Origin of the sequence: Wenyingzhuangia heitensis, from assembly GCF_011762155.1 — a bacterium.
In the GTDB taxonomy this organism is placed as follows: domain Bacteria; phylum Bacteroidota; class Bacteroidia; order Flavobacteriales; family Flavobacteriaceae; genus Wenyingzhuangia; species Wenyingzhuangia heitensis.
The window spans coordinates 1,993,613-2,015,688 of the sequence record NZ_JAASQL010000001.1; the positions used below are offsets into that span (position 1 = coordinate 1,993,613).

The 22,076-nt window shown below is 32.0% G+C and carries 15 protein-coding genes; 4 read left to right on the forward strand and 11 right to left on the reverse strand.

The features are described from left to right. The first annotated feature begins 19 nt into the window (after positions 1 to 19). The gene (locus FHR24_RS08430) at positions 20 to 469 is read left to right on the forward strand and encodes a ferritin-like domain-containing protein (RefSeq protein ID WP_167186679.1); all 450 of its coding nucleotides are present in this window, start codon (positions 20 to 22) and stop codon (positions 467 to 469) included. 136 nt (positions 470 to 605) lie between these two features. Here the strand turns inward: FHR24_RS08430 and FHR24_RS08435 are convergent, their stop codons facing one another. From FHR24_RS08435 to FHR24_RS08455, 5 genes are all read right to left on the reverse strand, one after another. Then, on the reverse strand, positions 606 to 1,364 hold the full coding sequence (locus tag FHR24_RS08435) for a DUF4405 domain-containing protein (RefSeq protein WP_167186682.1): 759 nt from the start codon (positions 1,362 to 1,364) through the stop codon (positions 606 to 608). A gap of 17 nt (positions 1,365 to 1,381) precedes the next feature. Next, the gene (locus tag FHR24_RS08440) at positions 1,382 to 1,855 is read right to left on the reverse strand and encodes a GDP-mannose mannosyl hydrolase (protein ID WP_167186685.1); all 474 of its coding nucleotides are present in this window, start codon (positions 1,853 to 1,855) and stop codon (positions 1,382 to 1,384) included. 665 nt (positions 1,856 to 2,520) lie between these two features. Next, positions 2,521 to 3,213, reverse strand: a complete 693-nt coding sequence (locus FHR24_RS08445) for a hypothetical protein (protein WP_167186689.1) — start codon at positions 3,211 to 3,213, stop codon at positions 2,521 to 2,523. A 98-nt stretch (positions 3,214 to 3,311) separates the two neighbouring features. Next, the gene (purL, locus tag FHR24_RS08450) at positions 3,312 to 6,989 is read right to left on the reverse strand and encodes a phosphoribosylformylglycinamidine synthase (RefSeq protein WP_167186692.1); all 3,678 of its coding nucleotides are present in this window, start codon (positions 6,987 to 6,989) and stop codon (positions 3,312 to 3,314) included. Between the two features lie 102 nt (positions 6,990 to 7,091). Continuing rightward, positions 7,092 to 8,411 carry a heparan-alpha-glucosaminide N-acetyltransferase domain-containing protein gene (locus FHR24_RS08455; RefSeq protein ID WP_167186695.1) on the reverse strand — a complete coding sequence of 440 codons (1,320 nt, stop codon included), beginning with the start codon at positions 8,409 to 8,411 and terminating at the stop codon, positions 7,092 to 7,094. Positions 8,412 to 8,540: 129 nt separating this feature from the next. On the opposite strand from FHR24_RS08455, the gene FHR24_RS08460 reads away from it, so the two are divergent. Beyond that, positions 8,541 to 9,692, forward strand: a complete 1,152-nt coding sequence (locus FHR24_RS08460) for a class I SAM-dependent methyltransferase (RefSeq protein WP_167186698.1) — start codon at positions 8,541 to 8,543, stop codon at positions 9,690 to 9,692. An 86-nt stretch (positions 9,693 to 9,778) separates the two neighbouring features. On the opposite strand, the gene FHR24_RS08465 is transcribed toward FHR24_RS08460, so the two are convergent. The 6 genes from FHR24_RS08465 to FHR24_RS08490 all read right to left on the reverse strand — a co-directional run bounded on the left by FHR24_RS08465 (position 9,779) and on the right by FHR24_RS08490 (position 20,283). After that, entirely contained in the window at positions 9,779 to 11,674 is a 1,896-nt protein-coding gene (locus tag FHR24_RS08465) for a mechanosensitive ion channel family protein (protein ID WP_167186701.1), read from the reverse strand. A gap of 111 nt (positions 11,675 to 11,785) precedes the next feature. Then, positions 11,786 to 12,871: a cytochrome-c peroxidase gene (locus FHR24_RS08470; protein WP_243846521.1), complete on the reverse strand. Its 1,086-nt coding sequence runs from the start codon at positions 12,869 to 12,871 to the stop codon at positions 11,786 to 11,788. 63 nt (positions 12,872 to 12,934) lie between these two features. Continuing rightward, positions 12,935 to 14,314 (reverse strand): c-type cytochrome domain-containing protein, encoded by a 1,380-nt coding sequence (locus tag FHR24_RS08475; RefSeq protein ID WP_167186707.1) that lies wholly within the window; start codon positions 14,312 to 14,314, stop codon positions 12,935 to 12,937. A 69-nt stretch (positions 14,315 to 14,383) separates the two neighbouring features. Further along, complete coding sequence (locus tag FHR24_RS08480) at positions 14,384 to 15,493, reverse strand: twin-arginine translocation signal domain-containing protein (RefSeq protein WP_208412306.1); 1,110 nt, start codon at positions 15,491 to 15,493, stop codon at positions 14,384 to 14,386. A gap of 10 nt (positions 15,494 to 15,503) precedes the next feature. Beyond that, on the reverse strand, positions 15,504 to 17,021 hold the full coding sequence (locus FHR24_RS08485; protein ID WP_167186709.1) for a DUF1501 domain-containing protein: 1,518 nt from the start codon (positions 17,019 to 17,021) through the stop codon (positions 15,504 to 15,506). A gap of 25 nt (positions 17,022 to 17,046) precedes the next feature. Further along, complete coding sequence (locus tag FHR24_RS08490; RefSeq protein WP_167186711.1) at positions 17,047 to 20,283, reverse strand: DUF1553 domain-containing protein; 3,237 nt, start codon at positions 20,281 to 20,283, stop codon at positions 17,047 to 17,049. Between the two features lie 128 nt (positions 20,284 to 20,411). On the opposite strand from FHR24_RS08490, the gene FHR24_RS08495 reads away from it, so the two are divergent. Both FHR24_RS08495 and FHR24_RS08500 read left to right on the forward strand, forming a co-directional pair. Continuing rightward, on the forward strand, positions 20,412 to 21,281 hold the full coding sequence (locus tag FHR24_RS08495; RefSeq protein WP_167186714.1) for a helix-turn-helix domain-containing protein: 870 nt from the start codon (positions 20,412 to 20,414) through the stop codon (positions 21,279 to 21,281). Positions 21,282 to 21,500: 219 nt separating this feature from the next. Continuing rightward, a complete protein-coding gene (locus FHR24_RS08500; protein WP_167186717.1) occupies positions 21,501 to 22,040 on the forward strand; it encodes a hypothetical protein in 540 nt (179 codons plus the stop codon). Positions 22,041 to 22,076 lie beyond the last annotated feature (36 nt).

Sequence of the window (22,076 nt, forward strand, 5' to 3'; positions counted from 1 at the left end):
AAAAAAAAACAAATAGAATATGGAAACGTACACAGACAAAGTAGGAGCAAAGTTAAACTCATTATTAGAAAAAAACTATGATGCCGAAAAAGGATACAGAAATGCAGCAGAGAATGTTAAAAATGATGAGTTGAAAAAATTCTTTATTAAGAAATCTACAGAAAGACACGATTTTGCTCTTGACTTAAAAACAGAAATAGCTTCTTTTAATCAAGATGCAGATAAATATGGAAGTGTTGCAGGTGATTTACACAGAACTTGGATGGATTTGAAATCAATCTTATCGGTAAATAATGATGAGGCTGTATTAGAAGAAGCCATTAGAGGAGAAAAAGCATCTGTAGAAGAATATAATGAGGTTTTAAGTGAAACAGCATTGCCTAAGAGTACAAAATCAGTTTTAGAAACTCAAAAAACAAAAATAGAAGCAGATTTAGCTTCTGTAAAAGTGTTAGAGTTTTTACATTAATATACAAACACCACCCTATAAAAAATGCTTTAAGGAACAGTGCCTTAAAGCATTTTTTATTTTAATATAAATCTGTGTTATTTGCAGATTTGTGAATTTATTTACTTTGATTAACATTCGTGTTCTATCACGTTATTTAACGTTTTCTAATTCTTTTTTTTAGTTTTATAATTCCACCTGTAATTAATGCAGGAATAGTCATTAATACAGCTACTTTAACAAAAGGTAAAATGTATCTTAATCCATTTTTTGGCAAATTATTCTCTTTTTTTACCGTTTCAGTTTCTAAATTTATTCTAAATCCATTTGCCCATTCACTATCATCCAAAGCCCAAAAAGCAAAAGCTATAACAATACTTATAAATACTAAAAACAATAGCGATTTAGCTTTTGTAATAAGTATGGTTTTAATTTCACTAAGGTGATGTAAGTCGGTTTTAAATTTTAGTTTTTTAATAGCACCAAGAATCCATTTCCAATGCAAACAAATATGCACCCCTAATACAACCATTAACAAGGTAGCACTTAGGTTATGAATTTTAGACCAAAAGGGATCAGGTTCAAAATAAATACCGAAAAAGGGCAATGCAGCTTCAGAAATAACAATTCCAGAAACGGTTACCACAATCATAAATAAATATAATATCCAATTTAAAATATAATCAAAACGAGATTTATGTTGCTTTTTTAATAGTTTGCTAGAGTTGGTTACAATCCAACTCCAATTGATGATAATATGTAAAAAGAAAGGTAGTAGAATCAAAAAACTAAACCATTCGTGAATAGGTATACCGGTAGTTTGTGGAACCAGTACTAAAATCATAAGAGCAAAAAAGAAAATATCTGTATAAATTCTAACTTTAGAAGTTTTCTTTTTATTAGGTGTTGTATTCATTAAAATATAGAATTTTATTAGTAATTACTAAAAGGTTTAAAACCGTTAAAATAATTTTTAGTGTTTGTGTGAACGTCTTTGTGAGCCAACAATTCCTCTTTAGTAGCCCACCAATATTCTGAGTGTTGTGCTTTGGGAAGTTCCATTGCTTTTTGTTTGATGTTTACAGAAAAAGCATTGACAACATAATGTGTACCAAAGTTAGGATCATTCGCAAAATTAGTAGGATACATATGTTCATAAAGCCCAACGTAGGTAGCTTCTGAAAAATTGATTGCAAAGCCTAGTTCTGCTTCACAAATGCGTGTAAAAGCCTCTAAAAAAGATTCGTTTTTTCTGATCACTCCACCAGGTACAAACCAAGTATGCTGTGCAGGTTTGTTTAATCTGTATCCTAGTAAAATCTTACCATCAGCATCTGTAATCACCAAATCAATAGATATTAGGGGAGTGTTTTTAACAACTTCTGTATATTCTTTTTCAGGGAGCATATTTATGGTTTTAAGCTGTTGTAAATATAAAATTAATCTTGTGACTTCAAGTCATTCACGGAGAGTAATAGAGGGGGAATTGAGAAGTAGATTTATGTTAGTAAGCCCTGTTCTCGATACTTCTTTTACTTGCGTTTTACTACAGCAAAAGAAACTCGAACTGACACTTTGTTTTAGAAGAACTTTATTATTCTGTCACTTCAAGTGATTTTTGAAGTGTAACGGAAAAAATTGTATCGAGAAGTAGGTTTTAAATAGGAATGCTGTTTTCTATAGTTAAAACCACAACTAAGGTAAAAGAAACTCGAACTGACACTTTGTTTTAGAAGAACTTTATTACTCTGTCACTTCGAGTGATTTTTGAAGTGCAACGGAAAGAATTGTATCGAGAAGTAGGTTTTAAATAGGAATGCTGTTTTCTATAGTTAAAACCACAACTAAGGCAAAAGAAACTCGAACTGATATTTTGTTTTTAGAAGAACTTTATTACTCTGTCATTTCGAGTGATTTTTGAAGTGTAACGGAAAAAATTGTATCGAGAAGTAGATTTGAAATAGTAATGCTACTATTGATACGCTATTACTACTCGAACTGACAAGGTTTTCAAGACAAATTCCTTTCATTGTCATTTTAGAAATTTACTCGAACAGACATTAATATTCTAACTAATTACTAGCTTTTACATCTCCCATATGGATGTCCATGCCAATTAATTTTAGCGTATGATTAGTTGGTAATTTACAACCTGCTTTGGTAGTAATCCAATCTTCCCAAGTAGTTTTTAAACCACCAATAGGTATAATAGTAACCCACATTTTAAAAGATATTGGAATGAAATTGTCATCTAGAATCCATAAATAAGAATCTCCAGGTGTAGAACCTCCAGAGGTATAAGTAACTAGCAAGGAATTTTTACCATTGTGCTTAACAATACTTCTTTCTGCTCCAGAGTCTTTAACTTTATAAGGAGCTACCAACCAAAAAGAATCGTTATTAAAGTATTTTATCGCTTTTTTAATTAGTTCTGGAGCATTCACTTCTTTTCCATCAACATAAACTTTTGATTTTTTAGGTTGTTTGGTAAATAAAATAACTTTGTTATCAGCCCAAGCTACTTCAACCTTATCTTCTTTTTTGTACCATTTGTAATCATGCCCTCCTATAAAACTCCATTCTAATAGTGTTATATTATCATATGCGTTTTTGTTTAATGCTGTTAACATCCTGGTGGCTAACAATTCTGCTCGGTCTCCTTTTTCTCCTTTTGGTAACGATTCATTATTGATGATTCCAATCATAAAAAGAGAAGTAAACAATACAACTAAAACTAATGCTGAAATTTTTAAAAACTTTTTCATAAGTGATCTGTTTAGAAGTGATAATAGTAAAAGAGTTTGTCAACGTGTTTATATAAATAAAAAAAACTCGCTAAATTTAGCGAGTTTTTTTTAAATTATTATTTTGTCAACCAATCTTTAGCGTTTACAAAAGCTTCTAGCCAAGGAGAAACTTCATCGTTTCTATCGGTAGGGTAGTTAGCCCAGTTCCATTGAAAAATAGAACGTTCAATATGTGGCATCATTACCAAGTGACGACCATCTTCAGAACTCATCATAGCCGTATTGTAGCTAGATCCGTTAGGGTTGGCAGGATATCCTTTGTAACCGTATTTAGCTACCAAATTATATTGATCTTCTGCGTAAGGCAAGTTAAACTTTCCTTCTCCATGAGAAATCCAAACTCCTAATTTGCTTCCTGTTAAGGTGCTTAACATTACCGAGTTGTTTTCTTGAATTTCTACAGAAGTAAATCCAGATTCGTGCTTGTGAGAATCGTTGTGTTCCATAACAGGCTTTTCTGCGTGTTCTGGGTTAATCAATCCTAATTCTATCAATAACTGACATCCGTTACAAATTCCTAAAGACAACGTGTCTTTACGAGCGTAGAAGTTGTCTAAAGCTGCTTTTGCTTTTGGGTTGTATAAGAAAGCACCAGCCCATCCTTTAGCAGAACCTAATACATCTGAGTTAGAGAAACCTCCAACAGCTGCTAAAAAGTTTACATCTTCTAAAGTTTCACGACCAGAAATTAAATCTGTCATGTGTACATCTTTTACATCAAAACCAGCTAAGTACAATGCGTTAGCCATTTCACGTTCTGAGTTAGATCCTTTTTCACGTAACACAGCTGCCACAGGTTTGTTACCTGCTTCTATCTTAGGTAATTTTCCTGTAAAGTTACTAGGGAATGTAAAGTCTAAAGCTTGATTTTTATAATTGTCAAATCTTTCCGTAGCTTTTGCTTCTCCAGATTGTTTTTTGTCTAATAAGTAAGAAGTCTTAAACCAAACATCACGTAAATCTGCAATGTTAAATACTTCTGTAGTGTTTCCGTTTACTAAGGTTACTACTTCAGTTTCTACCGTAGTACCAATGTTTGCGAATTTCAATCCAGCTTCTGTTAAAGCAGCTTCCACTTCTGTAGCGTTTAAGGTCTGAATTACAACTCCTGCGTTTTCTGCAAACAATACTTTGGTCGTGTCCGCTTCATCTAAAGTAGAAATGTTAATGTTGGCACCTAAGTTTACATCTGCAAAACACATTTCTAAAATAGTGGTAATCAATCCACCTGCAGAAATATCGTGACCTGCTGTAATTAATCCTTTTTCTATTAAAGTTTGTACGGTGTTAAAAGCCGTTTTAAATTTAGCGGAGTCTTTAATATCTGGAGTTTCTGTTCCAATTTTATTTAAAGCTTGTGCAAATGATGATCCTCCTAATTTAAATGCATCAGAAGAAAAATCTATATAATAAATAGTGTTTCCTTCTTTTTTAGAAAAAACAGGTTCTACTACTTTTTTAAGATCATTACAATGTCCTACACCAGAAATAATAACCGTTCCTGGAGCAATTACATCTTTGTTTGGATATTTTTGTTTCATAGACAAAGAATCTTTTCCTGTTGGAATATTGATTCCTAAATCAATCGCAAAATCAGAAACAGCTTTTACAGCATTAAACAAACGAGCATCTTCTCCTTCGTTTTTACAAGGCCACATCCAGTTCGCAGATAAAGAAACAGAAGACAATTGATCTTCTAATGGAGCCCAAACTAAGTTGGTTAAACATTCTGCAATCGCGTTACGAGAACCTGCAGCTTCATTAATTAAAGCCGAAATAGGAGCGTGACCAATAGAAGTGGCAATTCCTTCTTTACCATTGTAGTCTAAAGCCATTACAGCTACATCATTTAAAGGCAATTGTAAAGGACCTGCACATTGTTGTTTGGCAACTTTACCACCCACACAACGGTCTACTTTGTTTGTTAACCAATCTTTACAAGCCACAGCCTCTAACTGTAAAACAGTTTGTACGTTTTGTTGAATGTCTTTGTTATCATAAACAACTTCTTCGTATTTACGAGCAGTTGTTTTGTCATTTAAAATTGTTTTTGGAGATGATCCAAACATATCATTTAAATCTAAATCCATAGGAGCTTCTCCTGTAGTACTAGATCTAAATGTAAAGCGATTGTCGTTGGTTACATCACCAACTGTATACATTGGAGAACGTTCACGAGCGGCAACACGCTCTAAATAATCTATATCTTTTTGGTTGATGACCAATCCCATTCTTTCTTGAGATTCGTTCCCAATTGTTTCTTTGGCAGACAATGTAGGGTCTCCAATAGGTAATTTATCAGTATCAATCAATCCACCTGTTTCTTCTACTAACTCAGACAAACAGTTCATGTGTCCACCTGCACCGTGATCGTGAATAGACACAATAGGGTTGATGTCACTTTCTACCATACCACGAATGGCATTGGCAGCACGTTTTTGCATTTCTGGGTTAGAACGTTGTACAGCGTTTAATTCAATTCCAGAATCCATAGCACCAGTATCTGCAGAAGATACCGCAGCACCTCCCATACCAATACGGTAATTATCTCCACCAAGAATTACAATTTTATCACCTGCTTTAGGTTCGTCTTTTAACGCTTGTTCTGCTTTACCATAACCTACACCACCAGCTTGCATAATTACTTTATCAAACCCTAAAGTTCTTAAATCTGCATCTGATAAATTTTTATTTAACTCTTCGTGTTCAAATGTTAATAAGGAACCAGAAATTAAAGGTTGACCAAATTTGTTTCCAAAATCAGAAGCACCGTTAGAAGCTTTGATTAAGATATCCATTGGAGTTTGGTATAACCACTTTCTTTCTTCTAAATTTTCCCAAGGTCTGTTTTCTTCTAGTCTTGAATAAGAAGTCATGTAAACAGCTGTTCCTGCTAAGGGTAAAGAACCTTTACCACCTGCCAAACGGTCTCTAATTTCTCCACCTGCACCGGTTGCAGCTCCGTTAAAAGGCTCTACAGTGGTAGGGAAGTTGTGTGTTTCTGCTTTTAAAGAAATTACAGATTGATATTCTTTGTTTTCGTAAAAGTCAGGTTTGTCTGCTGTTTTTGGAGCAAATTGAACTGCTTTTGGTCCCTTTACAAAGGCAACGTTGTCTTTATATGCGGATACAATTCCGTTCGGAAATTCGTTAGATGTTTTACGAATCATTTTAAATAAAGAAGTATCTTTTTCTTCTCCATCAATCACAAATGTTCCGTTAAATATTTTGTGTCTACAGTGTTCTGAATTGATTTGAGAAAAACCAAAGACTTCAGAATCTGTTAATTTACGTCCAATACGCTTAGACATGTCTTCTAAATACTCAATTTCATCATCACTTAAAGACAACCCTTCTTGCGCATCAAAAGCTTTAATGTCTTCAATTTCTAAAATTGGTTCTGGTTGTACATTAATGGTATAAGAGTCTTGATTTAACCCTTCGTACATTTTTTGTAACATAGGGTCTATTGCAGTTTCTTTTGAATCTGCTTTAGTAAACTCTTCTATTCTTTCAATTCCAGAAATACTCATATTCTGAGTAATTTCTACTGCGTTGGTACTCCAAGGAGTAATCATTTCTCTACGAGGTCCAATATAAAAACCTTCTAAAGCATCAGCGTTTATTTGTGTAGCATTTCCAAATAACCATTCTAATTTTTGAATGTTTTCAGCCGATTGTGCTGATGTTTGTACTGCAAAAACAGTCGTATTTTTTTGAAAGAATAATATCATTATGAATGAAGTTTGTTCAAGTTTAACTTAAAAGCGCAAATTTAGATAAAATAGTGGACTTTAAGGAGTGTATTATTTAAAGATTTTTTAATTATAAAAAACTTAAATAGTGCTTGTTCTGTATTGTACTTTTCGTTTGATGATTTTGTATCTAACTTTTATACGATGTAGTATTTGAATTAAAACAGGCTCATATTGTGTATATGCTAAAAAGAAAAAAATAAATAATATGGCTCCAGAAATAGAAAAAAATGGAGTTAGTTTATTTTTGATCAAGATATCTAATCTAAAACCAAAAAAACCTTGGTATAATAGAATTACGTGAAGTACGTATACTGACAAAGTATTTTGTCCAATTTTAATAAATGTTTGATAATTCCAGTTTGATAATTTCCACATTCCTAAAACAATAGGGATAAAAAATAAGCTATAAGCTACAATGTTTTGTAAAGGTGTTTCTAATGGTGTTGTAAATAAATAACAACCCAATCCAAAACTGATACCTATCAGATTACGAACCACTATTTTAGGAACATCAAATAGAGTTTGTGTTCTAAGTGTTGTAATTCCTTTTTGAAGTAATATAATCAACCCAATAAAAATTAATACCTGACAAAAGCGAACAGGTTCGTAACCATATTTAAAAGATTTAAGCAGGTTAAAAAGTGGTAGTTTTTGTATGCCTGCCAATAAAGGGTAGGTAAGTAATTGTACTAGAACTCCTGAAACTATTAATCCGAAAGGGAATAAAAAATGATTGGCTTTGTGTTTTAAGGTATAAATAACACTACCCAAAGCACCTCCCAAAAACACATAACCAGACCAAGGGAATAATGGAAAAACAGATGTTTTTAAAGTAGTGTCTTTACTTGTTATTAAAATGTTTTCTATAAATCGAGGTAGGTAGGTGTATTCCATAGCATACAATGTAGGACTTATAATAACAACTAATAAACCCATTATTCCCAACAAAAATCCTAAAGGAATTTTAAGTATATAGGTTTTAATTAAGTAAATAGTTATTAATAAAATAAGTGAGGTTCCTATGCATTGCAATACATGAAATATTTGAGTAAGACTTGTAAATAAAGGTCTTTCTGAAAAAAAGTGGGTATACAAATTAAATTGTAAAAAATAACCTATTGCAATTAAAGTGATCCCTCTTTTTAATCCTTTTTGTACTCTAGGATTAGACCAGCCTTGCGTACTACTTTGTAATAATAAATAGGTGAAAATCAATCCAGAAACAGATAAAAACAAAGGAGCAGTAAGTCCTCTTGTAAATTTCCAAACAGCATAAATAGGATTTAAAGGGTCACGAAAAACGGGTAATAGGCTATGGGTCATAAAATGACCTTCCAGCATCATTAGTATGGCTACAGATCTAAGAATGTCAATGTATTCTAATCTTTTTGTTTTCAATGTTTTAGGCTCGTTAATTTTGCGCGAATGTAAACAAAAAAACAATAGGTTATTTAATTATTTACATTCGATTTCTATCCGTGACCTATATCTATTTTTTTATCCATTAATAAAGACTAATTTTGCAGTATGGATGAATTTAAACCTCTTTTTGAAGAAATTCAAAATAGCCTTGTAGCAGACACTTTTGTGAAAATGACATTTAGTAAACCTATCAGAAAAAATGATGGATTACGTAATGTATATGTAAGATTAGTAACAATACAAAATCAACAAAAATTTCAGTTTACCTATCGTAATAAAACCAACGATGTCGTAAAAAACTACACACTAGAAGAAGCTTTTGAAGAAGTTGAAACGTTGTTAACTAATACGTTTCGTTCTGCTGTAGTGTTTACATTGCCAGATGATATTCAAGTATTTGTTTCTAAAAAGAAAGTAGTAACTCTTAAAAAAGTGGCTCCTAGTTTTACCAACAAGTTACCAGAAACTCACGATAGACCTAAAGAAAAACGTGCAGCCAATAAAGATTATTTGTTTTACTTAGGGGTAACAGATAAAGAGGGAAATGTAATTCCTAAAATGGCAGATAAATATCGTCAGATAAACAAGTATTTAGAAATAATAGAAAGTTTAATTAATGGAATTAAGTTACCAAAACACATTCAGATTGTAGATATGGGTTCTGGAAAAGGGTATTTAACTTTTGCCTTGTATGATTATTTAAAAAACGATAGACATAAAGAGGTTTCTGTTACAGGAATTGAGTTACGAGATGGTTTGGTTACGTATTGTAATGATGTTGCTGAAAAATGTGGTTTTGAGGGGTTGAATTTTGAAAACAAATTAATTCAGGATTACGACAACAAAAAAATAGACATTTTAATTGCTTTGCATGCTTGTGATACCGCCACAGATGATGCGATTGCTAAAGGAATTGTAGCCAATGCTGGTTTGGTTATTTGTGCACCTTGTTGTCATAAACAAGTTCGTCAACAAGTAAAAGGAGTGGAGCAGGAGAGTCCTTTGTTAAAATATGGAATTTTTAAAGAACGTCAGTTTGAAATGATTACAGATACTATTAGAGCTTTAATTTTAGAAAAGCATCAATATAGTACTAAGGTATTTGAGTTTATTTCTAATGAACATACTCGTAAAAATGTAATGTTGGTGGGATCTAAAACAAATAAAAAGGCAGATACTAAAGACATAAATGATAAAATAAAGGATTTAAAAAGTCAGTACCAAATAGATTTTCATTATTTAGAAAAGCAAGTTTAACTAAAAAAGCTCTGAAGAAATTCAGAGCTTTTTTTATGTTTATAACTGAGGTAAGTTCGGTTTTAAAAGAAAACTTTTACCAGTGTTTACTCTTTATCTTGACGATTGATATTTACATTAAAACTAGGAGCTTTGTAATCTTTGTCTAAATAATCTTTAGGAATAGTGGTCATGTTTCCATCTCTAGCAGCACGGTAATGTGGTGATAGTATTTCAATACCATTTTCATTACAAACATCTTGTATGTTTTGATGTAGATCAGAATAAATAATTGCTTGTTTGGCCACAACAGTGGTGTAAGCATTCAATTCATAAGAAACATAATAATCATCTAAACTAGTTTGTAAAACAAAAGGTTTGGGTACGTTAGAAACAGCTTCTGTTCTAATAGCAGCTTCTATTAAACTTTCGTGAACTAATTTCCATGGCACATCATAACCCAAAGTAACTGTGGTGTGTAAAATCAATCCATTCTCATCTGCAATACTAGTATAGTTGATAATATTACTTGCTAAAATAGTAGAGTTAGGAACCGTAATAATTTCATTTTTCACGGTTTTTAAACGCGTAATCAACAGTGTTTTTTCTACCACATCTCCTTTAATATCTCCAAATTTAATTCGATCGCCTAGTTTAAAAGAACGCATGTAGGTAATTACCAATCCGGCAACCATATTGGATATTGCTGTAGAAGAACCTAAAGAAAATAAAATACCTACAAATACAGAGACTCCTTGAAAAACTTTGGAATCATTTCCTGGTAAATGTGGGAATATTAAAACGATGGTAAACGCATATAACAAAACCTTAGCAATTCCAAAAGTAGGCATTGCCCAATCTGGATGAAATCCATTGATTTTTAATTTTTCGTTTTTAATTTCGCTAAAAATATATTTTACAAATCTTATAAAATAACGCATCACAATATAAATAACAGCAATACTAAACAGGTTGGGTAAAAAACCGATAATATCCATTAAAACCCCTTTAAAAGGATTCCAAATAAGGTTAAATAATGTATCAGCCCAATCTCTAGTAAAAGGAAAGATGCTAAACAAAATAGGCAATGTTATGTATAAAATAACAACATATACAATAATTTTTAAGGCTTTTATAATATAGGATACTAATACCAATGCTTGTTCTGTAGACACAATAACATAGTCGTTGTATTTTACATCTTTTAACCAAGACTCTTGCTTTAAATCAATAATTGCATCAAGTTTTATAAATAATTTTTTAACCAATTTAATAATCAATACCAGGATTATGATGGCTAATAAAACAAGTCCTACTCTCAGTAATATTTTTTGCAGACTATTTTCTTTTTTAGCGGTAACTATAGCGGTTTTGATAGTGTCTTTAAAAAGATTGGCACTGCTTTCTAAAGATTGATTGTACCAAATGGCATCGGCCTCAGAAATACTCATAATAATAAGTTCATTATAAACAATATCATAAGTGTTCTCAAAAGGATTTACTTTGATTAAATCAATTTTTAAGAAATCATCATTGTATAATTTTTCTATTTTTTTAGAAATATTTTTAGCTCTTTCTGCAGCAGTAGAAGAGCCTATTTTGGCATAAATTAAAAATAGAGTGTCTTTCATAACCCCAACTACAGGATGCCCTTTTGCGGTGTTTCTTAGTGCATCAATTCTATTTTTCTTATCAGAAATTCTATTTTTTTCGGCTTCTTCAATCTGTTTTAGTTGATTTAAAAGTTCTTCTTTTTTTAAATTATCTGTGGTTTTTAAAGATTGTAATGTTTTTTCTAATTCTAATTTTTTAATAGAATCTAGTTTGCGTTGTTCTTTAATTTCAAAAAGTTTTTGATTAAAATCCTTTAACAAGCTATTGTTAATACTGTCTTTTTGAACGCTAAGACTATCAGTAGGTTGATTTTCTGTTGTTTGAGAAAAGGCAATTGTGTAAGTAAGAACAGTACATAGTACTAAAAGAATAAAACCAGATTTTTTCATAATTAAGTTATTAGAGTCCCAGGTATAAGTTAAGGTTTATTATACTAGAACAAAATAAATGTAATTTAAAAAATAATTAAAACCTCTTATTATATTTAAAAATAGTGAGATTTAGTAAATGTTTCCTCCAACAGGCAATTCACTTGGGACTTTTTTAGGAATACTTTTATCGTAATCTTCGGAGTTTAGGCTATTAAAAAAGGAAAGTATTGGAGACATGTCTTTCCCTTTTAAATTTATTTGACTGACCAAACTATCAAGTTGACTAATATTGGGGTTTTGAGATTTTCCGTTGGAAATATCTTCATAAAACTCCAATACTTTTTTTAAGCTGGTTAGTTTTCCATTGTGCATATAAGGTGCTGTGTGCCTTAAGTTTCGTAAGGATGGAGTTCTAAATCCATAGGTTTTGTTAAAACCATCGTCAGAAAAACCTAGTTTTTCATTGTCTATAACACCAAGTGCATGTATTTTAAAATCACTAAACATGGGACCTGAATGGCATTGATGACATTTTGCTTTTTTAAACAATTTAAATCCTTGTTTTTCTACTTCAGACAATGCGTTATTGTCTCCCGCTATAAATTTATCAAACCTAGAATTTGGTGTGGTAAGTGTTCTTTCAAAACTGGCAATGGCTTTAAGAATATTTGTGCTGTCTATTTTTTTATTTTCAGGAAAGGCTAAAGAAAATAAATTTTTGTACTCTTTTATTTTAGTTAATCTATTTACAATAGTATCTAAAGCATGGTCTTCTTTAATAGTTGTACCTCTCATTTCTTCCAAAGATAAAATAGGTAACAAAGCTTGTCCTTCTAAACTAACAGCTCTATTGTCCCAAAACATAGGAGATGTTTCGGCATTGTATGTTCCATTACTATTAATTCCGTTATAAGCAGTGTTTAAAATCGTATGAGCGTTTCGTTTTGTATGCGGAATATTGTTAGGGATTTTAAATCTTCTATTTCTACCAATTCCGATACCATTAACACCAATAGAAAGGTCTAAAGGTTCTGCATAACCATAATCTGGATGATGACATGTAGCACAAGCCACATCTTTATTTCCCGATAAAATAGGATCGTAAAAAAGAAGTTTCCCTAATTTTATTTTATCGGGAGTAGAAATGTTGTTACTAGGTTCTATAATTTTAGTAGGTAGAGCTCTATATTGGGCTACCGTTTCTTTTTGTTCCATTTTGGTGGTGCAACTCACACAAATTAAGAATATTATAAAATTATAGAATTTAATATGTTTCATTTATTTAGTAACTCCTAAATGTAGTTTTACAGTAGCGTTTTTTTGTTTAAACTCTTCAATATCTTTGTCTGTTACTTTTGTTTTCCAAACATAAACATTTTGTAAACTTTTAAAGTTCAATAAAGAAGCAAAAGATTCTTTACTTACCTCAGTACCATAAAGATTTAAACTTTTAAGCGTTTCTATTGCTTTTAATTCTTCAATTCCTTTATCTGTAATCGCATTTTTGTTTAAATACAACTGTCTTAAGTTTTTAAACTGAGCAATGGTTTTTAAATGTGTATCTGTTACTTGATTATCTTGTAAAGACAACCATAAAACATTGTCTTTAATCACAGCCAATTGTTCCAATAATTTTGTGGTTTCTTCTGATGTTTTTGAGGTTTTAGTAGGCAATACCACATCATAAATTCCAGAATCATACACCAATTCTCTAATGGTAAAACCAGCATTAGCCAAACGAACTACAGCTGTACTATCTGCAGGTTGTACGGTAGGTAAGGTTTCTTTAGCATGTTCTCCTAAATTTAAATAAGCCAAGGCTGTTTTTAAAATTTCATCTTTTTCTTCTGAGGCTACTAACTTTACAGTAAAATCTGCTTTGGCACTTTTAATCCAAAAACTAAGCAGGCTAATTTCTTCTTCAGTTAATGGAGTTTTTCCATCTGGTGGCATAAATTCTTTATCATCATGAGCCAAAGTAACTCTATGAAATACTCCTGATTCTTTTAGATCTCCCGGTACAATGGCCAATCCTTTTTTTCCTCCTTTTAAAATGTTTTCAGCATTGTTTAAAGACAAACCACCTTTCTTTTTTGATGGATTGTGACAACTCATACATTTTTCTTCTAGAATAGGATAAATAACATGATCGAATAAAACGACATCATTTACAGTTTTAGGAGGAGCTGTTTTTTCTGGCTTTTCTCCAAAAGGAGCATATTTTGTTAAATAATCAGCACCGTGAGTCAAATTTCCTCCATAATGACCTGTAACACTAATTAAAACAACTAAAAAAGTAAGTGTTGCAATATTTGCTTTAAAACCTTTCAGTTTGATGAATTTAATTTTATCAATGCTAATTAACCAAGCAATTAAAGTAAAGGTAGTTGTTGCAATTCCAAACCAAAAGTGACCATCTAACATAGGTCCATCATACTCTCCGCTAGAGGCTAACATGTATCCTAACAAACAGGCTTTTGCAGCAGTAATTGCTCCAAACAAAAGAGCATAAGGAATAGCTGCTCTTAATTCTTTTAAATTTTTCCATTTGCTTAAAATTTCTAAAAGAAAAGCAAACATGATAAATCCAATAGGTAAGTGGACAATTAATGGATGAAATCTTCCTAAAAAGAATACAATATCTGGTACTTCGTTCATTTTGTTACAGTGTTTAACACCTCACAAATTAGTTGCAAGGCATATAATAGTTTAGTTGTTTTAGTTTGTTTAGATTCTCTCTAATTTTAAAGGGGGAGTTTTGTCTGCTCTCCACTGGCATACATACAGGTTTTTGTCGTTATCTACACAAACATCATGACCATGAGAAATAGGTCTGTCTGTCAATTGATACGATTTTTGCAATTCTCTACCTACATAAAGTGGAGCGGTAGCACCTGGGTTTGATACCACAGTATCTCCTTCTAAAATGGTAACAAAACCAGTAGGTTGTGTCCAGTTTGTTTTTCCTACTTCAGGTTGAGACCAACATACACCTGCGTATAAGTTTTTATCATCAAAAACAGGTCTACAAACTTGCATGTTAGGTAAATGTAATGTTTTAATGTATTTCCCATCCAAAGTAAACCACTTAAAACAAGCTTGACTTCTAGAAGTAACCACCACCATTGGGTTTCCTTTTTCACGATAATCTATAGCCACACCGTGTGCACTTTTAATCAAGTAATTTTTATCAGGATTGTCGTGTCCTCCCCAATGTCTAATGTATCTTCCGTTGGCATCGTACTGAATAATTCTACTCATTCCATATCCATCGGCTACATAAATATCTCCGTTAGGTCCAATAGCAGTTTCGGTAGGGCAAAAAGATTCTCCCGGTTTGTAAACTCCAATAGTTTGCGGATGTCCTATGTCAAAAACCACACGACCATCCATAGTTGTTTTGGTTATGCGACCGTTGTGTTTTGTCCATTTTCCTACTTTGTTTAAAAACCAACCAGAATCTGCTAAAAACAAAAATTCCTCACCACCTTCATCAGAAATGGTTAAACCATGACCTCCAGGATATGCAGTTCCCCAACTGTCTAATACATTACCAGATTTATCAAAAATAATAATGTTGTTTTGTGGATGGTCTCCAATCATAACCAACCTACCTTTGCTGTCCATTTGCATTTCATGACAGTTTAACAAAGGAGTTTCTATAGAACTCATTTGACCCCATTCTCTTACTAACTTATATTGATAATCTCCATGACCTAAGATGATATCATCTTTGGTGGATTTTTTCATCATATGAAATCCAAAGTTTGGAGTAACGGCCAATGCTGCACCTGCTAAGGTTGTTTTTTTGATAAAGCTTCTACGTGATTCTGACATTGATTTTTTATTAAGTTAATAGGTCTTTTACTACATGTCCGTGTACATCTGTTAAACGATAACGTCTACCTTGATGTTTAAATGTAAGTTTTTCATGATCTACACCAAATAAATGGAGTAGGGTTGCATGAAAATCGTGAACATGCACAGGATCTTTTACTACGTTATAACTAAAGTCATCTGTTTCTCCAAAACTAAACCCTGGTTTTACTCCAGCACCTGCCATCCACATAGTAAAGGCTTTTGGGTGATGGTCTCTACCGTAATTTGTTTCTGTTAATTGCCCTTGTGAGTAAACTGTTCTACCAAATTCACCTCCCCAAACAACTAGCGTATCTTCTAACATACCACGTTGCTTTAAATCTTTAATTAAAGCAGCTGTGGCTTGGTCTGTTTTTCTTGATTGACTTTTTACTCCTCCTGGACAATAGTTGTGTTGATCCCAACCTTGGTGATACAATTGTACAAATTTAACTCCTTTTTCTAATAGCTTTCTGGCCATTAAACAGTTGGCTGCATACGTACCTGAATCTCTACTGTCTTTCCCATACATTTCAAAAATATGGTCTGGTTCATCGCTAATATCCGTTACCTCTGGTACGGATGTTTGCATTTTAAAAGCCATTTCGTACTGAGACATTCTTGCTTGTATTTCTGGATCTCCGTAAGAATCTGTTTGCAAATCATTTAAATGACTTAAATAATCTAACATATGTCTTCTGTCGTGTCCGTCATAATTTTCAGGATCACTTAAATACAATACAGGGTCTTTTCCAGATCTAAACTGAACTCCTTGGTGTTCTGATGGCAAAAATCCATTTCCCCATAAACTTGCATTTAAAGGTTGACCTTTTCCATTTTTAGAGACTAGAGAAATAAAAGTAGGTAAGTTTTCATTGTCAGAACCCAATCCATAACTTAACCAAGATCCAATAGAAGGTCTACCAGGTAATTGGTTTCCTGTTTGCATAAATGTAATGGCAGGAGTATGGTTAATTTGATCTGTTTGCATTCCTTTTATAAAGCACAAATCATCTACAACTTCTGATAAATACGGCATGGCATCACTAACCCACGCTCTAGATTCTCCATATTGTTTAAACTTAAAAGTAGAAGGAGCAATGGGTAGTGTACTTTGCGCACCACTCATTCCTGTTAATCGTTGTCCTCCAATTACAGAGTCTGGTAACTCTTTACCAAACATGTCTGTTAATTTAGGTTTATAGTCAAACAAATCCATTTGTGAAGGTCCCCCGCTTTGAAACAAATAAATAACTCTTTTTGCTTTTGGTAGGTGGTGCGGTAATCCTAATCTATTTTTATTATATGCTTTTAGAATTTCTTCAGGACTACTTTGTGGTGTTACGTTAGCAAATAGTTTTTCAGCTCCCAAAAGATTACTTAGAGCCAAAGCTCCTAAACCTAAAGATGTTTTTTTTAAGAAATGTCTTCTATCAATTTGCTTTTCAATTTCTTGCAAATCTCTATTATTAGACCTTAATTTTTTATGTTCATGATTATTGCACATACTGTTTTTATTTAGAGGTTCTAAATTATCTTTTTGTAATGGTTGCATCAGAGTTTAATATTGTACTTGCGACCACAGCACCTGATGCAACTAATGCTTTGTCTTTTATTTCTTTTATTTTAAATTCACCCGTATTTAACCAACCTTTTGTTTTTTCTGGGTACTTTTTAAATTTAGTGTATTCTGTTTCTTGAAGTTTGCTTAACAACTCCAGTTCTTTAGGAGAAATACTTCTACCTGTTAATCTTCTAAAGGCTTGTTTTATTCCTTCTGTTGTATTGGTAGCATCACTAATTTGTTTACCAATTAGTCTAGAAGCTTCTACATAAGTAGGATCATTTAAAATAACCAAAGCTTGCAATGGTGTGTTTGTATTTTGTCTTCTAGAAGAACATAATTCTCGGGTAGGAGCATCAAACGTTGCAATGGTTGGGTTGGGTACACTACGTTTCCAAATAGTATACATACTTCTTCTAAACAAACCTTCCATACCATCTTGTACATACGTATCTCCATTTACTTTCCATAAACCTTTTGGTTGATAAGGTCTTACGCTTTCTCCTCCAATTTTATCATTTAATAAACCAGAAGCAAATAAAGCATTGTCTCTTAACATTTCTCCAGAAAGTCTTACAGAAGGTCCTCTTGCTAATAAAATATTATCTATGTCTATTTCAGCTAATTGCTTTGTAATAGAGGAACTTTGTTGATAGGTATGAGACATCATAATGGTTTTGTGTAATTTTTTTATATCCCAACCAGACTCTATGAATGATGTTGCCAACCAATCTAACAATTTAGGGTGACTAGGAATTTCTCCTTGGTTTCCAAAATCTTCAGAAGTATTTACTATTCCTCTTCCAAAAAGGTTTTGCCAATATCTGTTAACAGCAACTCTAGCAGTTAAAGGATGTTTTTTATCAGTAATCCATTTGGCAAGTCCCAATCTGTTTTTAGGTAATTTATCATCTATTGGATAAATTCTTTCTGGTACGTTAGGGAAAACAGAATCTGCAGGAGAATCGTAATTTCCTCTTTCTAAAAGATAAGTTTGTCTGTTTAACTTACTTTCTTTCAAAACCATAATCTGCTGAATAGGATCTATACTATCTGCTAATACAGTTCTTTCCTTTTCTAATTTGTGCAGTGTTTTGTTATACGTTTTAGAGTTAGAAGCAATGTAATAATCCGTTAAAGATTGTTTTTCGTCCTTATTTAAATCGGCATAAGATTTTGTTTTAAGTGCTTTTAATTTTTTAGGGTTAGCAATTTGTAAAACTTCAATTTCTGTTAACTCTTTATCAAAAACTAATAAATCATCAACTACAGCACCTTTAATTCCTTTTCCTCTCCATACAGCTCCAATACGAAGTCCTGGTTCCAGTTTTGGACTATTTTCATACAGCCTTAATCCGTGAAAAATAATGTCTTTATATAGGTTATCAAAAATCGTTTTGGTTTCTTGTTTTTCACCTTCTACATATATAGAGACTCCATTAGCCTTACTAGAACCATCGTAAGTCATAGTTAACTGTATCCATTGTTCTTTAGGAACATCATTTAAAGATTGAACTACAATAGAATTGTCTGGGTATGCATGTGCTAACAAAGCTTCTAACTTATTATCTTTTACTTTTAAGTGGTATCCTCTAAAACTGTGTAATTCTGGACTGTTCATTTTATGAAAAACAACACCCTCTTTTAAGTCTTTAGGAATAAATACCTGGATACCAATACTAAATGCTTGACTTCTTTGAAAGATTCCAATTTTATCTAAATCTAACCAAGTATCTCCGTTCATAGTCAATCCTTTTCCATTTTTACCTTTGGCTAAGACTACAGGCTCGTTTTTAGCAAACTGTTGTCTCATTTGGATTTTATTCTTTCCGTTTCCTCCAACTTTGTTTACAATTTTTTTGCTGTTAAAATCAAACTCGGCAATTAATCCTTTAGGTCTTGTTTGTGTAGAAATGGTTTTATATGCGTTTTTGACAATCCAGTTATTGGCTTTTTCACTTTCTTTAGAAACGGTTGTTTCTAATTCCTTTTCGGTAGTGTTTACAATTCCTTTTAAATAAGCCAAAACTTCTTCTTGTTGCTTGGTAGGTAACATCATGGCAGGGACTGGTGTTGCGTTGTCCCAAGGAATTAAACCTGTTTCATCAACATTGTTAAAAAAAGCATACAATTCAAAGTAATCTTTTTGAGAAATTGGATCGTATTTGTGATCGTGACATTTTGCACATGCATAAGACAAACCTAAAATACCTTGACTTACGGTGGCTGTTCTATCTGCTACGTATTCAGATCTAAATTCTTCATCAATAATTCCCCCTTCAATATTTTGTGGGTGTAATCTGTTAAAGGTTGTTGCTAGTCTTTGTTCACGTGTTGCGTTAGGTATTAAGTCTCCCGCAATTTGCCACTCTATAAACTGATCGTATGGCATGTTATTGTTAAAAGATTTAATCACCCAATCTCTCCAAGGAGAAGTATCTCTATATCTATCATTACTATATCCGTGAGTATCTGCGTATCTGGCAACATCCATCCAGTCCAAAGTCATTCTTTCTCCAAAATGAGGAGAATCCAATAAACGATCTATTTGTTTTTCAAAAGCATTTTCTGATTTGTCATTTACAAATGCATCTAATTCCTCTAATGTAGGAGGTAAGCCTGTTAAATCTAAAGAGGCTCTTCTTAACAACACTTCTTTGTCAGCTTGTTTAGATGGGGTTATTTTTTTGCGTTCTAATTTAGCAACTACAAAATTATCTATAGGGTTTTTTACCGATGTTGTATTTGTTACTTTAGGAACTTCTGGTTTTTTTGGAGTTTCAAAAGCCCAGTGTTTTTTATATTCAGCACCTTGTTCTATCCATTTTATTAAAACAGCTTTTTCGTAATTGCTTAAGGATAAGTGAGATTCGGGAGTTGGCATAATTGTTTTTTTATCTTCAGATAAAATCCTAATAACCAATTCAGATTCACCTATATCGCCAGGTTTGATAGCTACTTTTCCAGGGCTTTTTTCTAACTCACCATAAGCAGTTTCTGCTGTATGCAATTGTAATCCACCATATATTTTAGCTTTGTCGGGTCCGTGACATAAAAAACATTTATCCGAAAGAATGGGTTTAACATCTTGGTTAAAATCCATTTTTTTAGGTAGTTTTTTGTAAGCCATTTCTACTTCTTGTGGAATAGATGGTCCACAGGAAATAACTAAAAACGTGCTAATTGCGTATAGTAAATGTTTCATTTATTGATTGTTGTTTCGGTATTTACAAAAATAGCTTGGACTCTAATGCGTTTTATTATATTTGTCAGATATTTTTAGGCACAAATCCGACTTAATGGTTTCCTGTTGTATTAAAATATTAATAAATTATGTATAAATCTATCGAAAACATAACATTATCCTTATTAAATATGGGATATGTTAGTTTAAATGAAAAATGGAATTACGAAAATGTAATGAGTCCATTTTTTAGAATGTATTATATAACGGAGGGTAGTGCTAAAGTCTTTCATCATAATAAGGAATACATATTAAAACCAGGTTATATGTATTTAATACCAAGTTTTACTTATAGTCATTATAAGTGTGATGTTCATATGAATCAATATCATATTAGTTGTGTAGAAGTTTCTGAAACGGGATATTCTGTTTTCTCAACGTTAAATTTTATGTATGAAGTAAAAGCAGATCATATAAGTTTACTTTATTTTAAAAGATTGCTAGAGTTAAATCCTAATAGAGGTATTGTTAGAGATGATCCTAAAGTATATGATAATGAAGAAGGGTTGAGAGCTTTTAGAACAGAAAATCAAAAATTGTCTGAAGGAGCTTATTTAGAAACTGCCGGTTTGTTAAAAAGTATTCTGTCTAAATTTGTGGTTGCTTATAAAAAGGAGCCTACAGATAAAGATGATAAGTCTAAACTAAAAGGAGTTATTAATTTTATAGAAATTAATTTACACACTAATATAACTGTTAAAGACTTGGCTGATTCACAAAATTTAAACGTGGATTATTTTTCTAGATTGTTTAAAAAACTATATAAAATAAGACCTAATGAATATGTTCAGAAAAAAAGAGTAGAAAGAGCACAGTTGTTATTAATAGCTTCTTCAGGTTCTTTACAAGAAATTTCTGATACAGTGGGTTTTTCTAATATTTCTTATTTTTCTAGAGTCTTTAAAAAATACACTCATTTAAGTCCTTTGCAGTATAGAAAGGAGAATTGGAAAATATAAACTATGATATGAAATAGAAAACTACGTCTTTACGCAGTTTTTGATTATTTTTCGATGAAATGTTTTTTTTAATCGATAAACTGTCGTTAATTTGAGGTAAGAGAACGAAATGTTATTAACCTTTTATTTCTGTTAAGGACTCTTTTTAATTTAGATGTTGTGGTTTAAATTAAAAAAACAAAGTGAAATTATTCAGAAATAATAAAATTATCTAATGCTATGAAACAGATAAAATTATTTATAATCATGGGGATTGTTGTGGTCCTTGGGTTATGCAGTACAGCAGCAGTTGCTCAAAACGCAGTTATTCAATTTTCTTTAGACCCTACAATGTTAGCAAACGGTCCCTATGCTGATAGTGATCATGGAGAGTTAGATTTTATGATTAAAGGATCAAAAATATTTAAAGAAAATAATGAAATAGGGATTTTTGTAGAGCAATTTTCAGCAATGAACTACACAAGTGCAGGTTTTTTATACAATAGAAAAGTAAATATTTTTCCAGAAACATCTGCAATGTGCGAAAGTGTAGAGACATTGTTTGGAATAGATGCAGGAGCTATTAAAAGAGATGTAGAAGAAGAAGATGGTACTTATTTAACAGCAGGTTTAAATGCTGAGTTTAGATTTTTATTATCAGACAAATTTGGATTTAACCTTACTTCTAACTATAGATATAGAGGAGATTTGGCAAACATATACAACGATAATTCACCATTTATATTCAGCGGTTACGTTGGGGTGTTTTATAAGCTATAATACATAGCGTTAATTAATTATTAGGGTTAATTAGTT

Bases quoted from the DNA above. Each gene is read 5' to 3' on its own strand.
- FHR24_RS08465 (WP_167186701.1), bottom strand. From the start codon at position 11,674: ATGAAAAAATCTGGTTTTATTCTTTTAGTACTATGTACTGTTCTTACT.
- FHR24_RS08500 (WP_167186717.1), top strand. From the start codon at position 21,501: ATGAAACAGATAAAATTATTTATAATCATGGGGATTGTTGTGGTCCTT.
- FHR24_RS08475 (WP_167186707.1), bottom strand. From the start codon at position 14,314: ATGAACGAAGTACCAGATATTGTATTCTTTTTAGGAAGATTTCATCCA.
- FHR24_RS08435 (WP_167186682.1), bottom strand. From the start codon at position 1,364: ATGAATACAACACCTAATAAAAAGAAAACTTCTAAAGTTAGAATTTAT.
- FHR24_RS08445 (WP_167186689.1), bottom strand. From the start codon at position 3,213: ATGAAAAAGTTTTTAAAAATTTCAGCATTAGTTTTAGTTGTATTGTTT.
- FHR24_RS08440 (WP_167186685.1), bottom strand. From the start codon at position 1,855: ATGCTCCCTGAAAAAGAATATACAGAAGTTGTTAAAAACACTCCCCTA.
- FHR24_RS08480 (WP_208412306.1), bottom strand. From the start codon at position 15,493: ATGTCAGAATCACGTAGAAGCTTTATCAAAAAAACAACCTTAGCAGGT.
- FHR24_RS08490 (WP_167186711.1), bottom strand. From the start codon at position 20,283: ATGAAACATTTACTATACGCAATTAGCACGTTTTTAGTTATTTCCTGT.
- FHR24_RS08495 (WP_167186714.1), top strand. From the start codon at position 20,412: ATGTATAAATCTATCGAAAACATAACATTATCCTTATTAAATATGGGA.
- purL (WP_167186692.1), bottom strand. From the start codon at position 6,989: ATGATATTATTCTTTCAAAAAAATACGACTGTTTTTGCAGTACAAACA.
- FHR24_RS08460 (WP_167186698.1), top strand. From the start codon at position 8,541: ATGGATGAATTTAAACCTCTTTTTGAAGAAATTCAAAATAGCCTTGTA.
- FHR24_RS08470 (WP_243846521.1), bottom strand. From the start codon at position 12,871: ATGGAACAAAAAGAAACGGTAGCCCAATATAGAGCTCTACCTACTAAA.
- FHR24_RS08485 (WP_167186709.1), bottom strand. From the start codon at position 17,021: ATGTGCAATAATCATGAACATAAAAAATTAAGGTCTAATAATAGAGAT.
- FHR24_RS08430 (WP_167186679.1), top strand. From the start codon at position 20: ATGGAAACGTACACAGACAAAGTAGGAGCAAAGTTAAACTCATTATTA.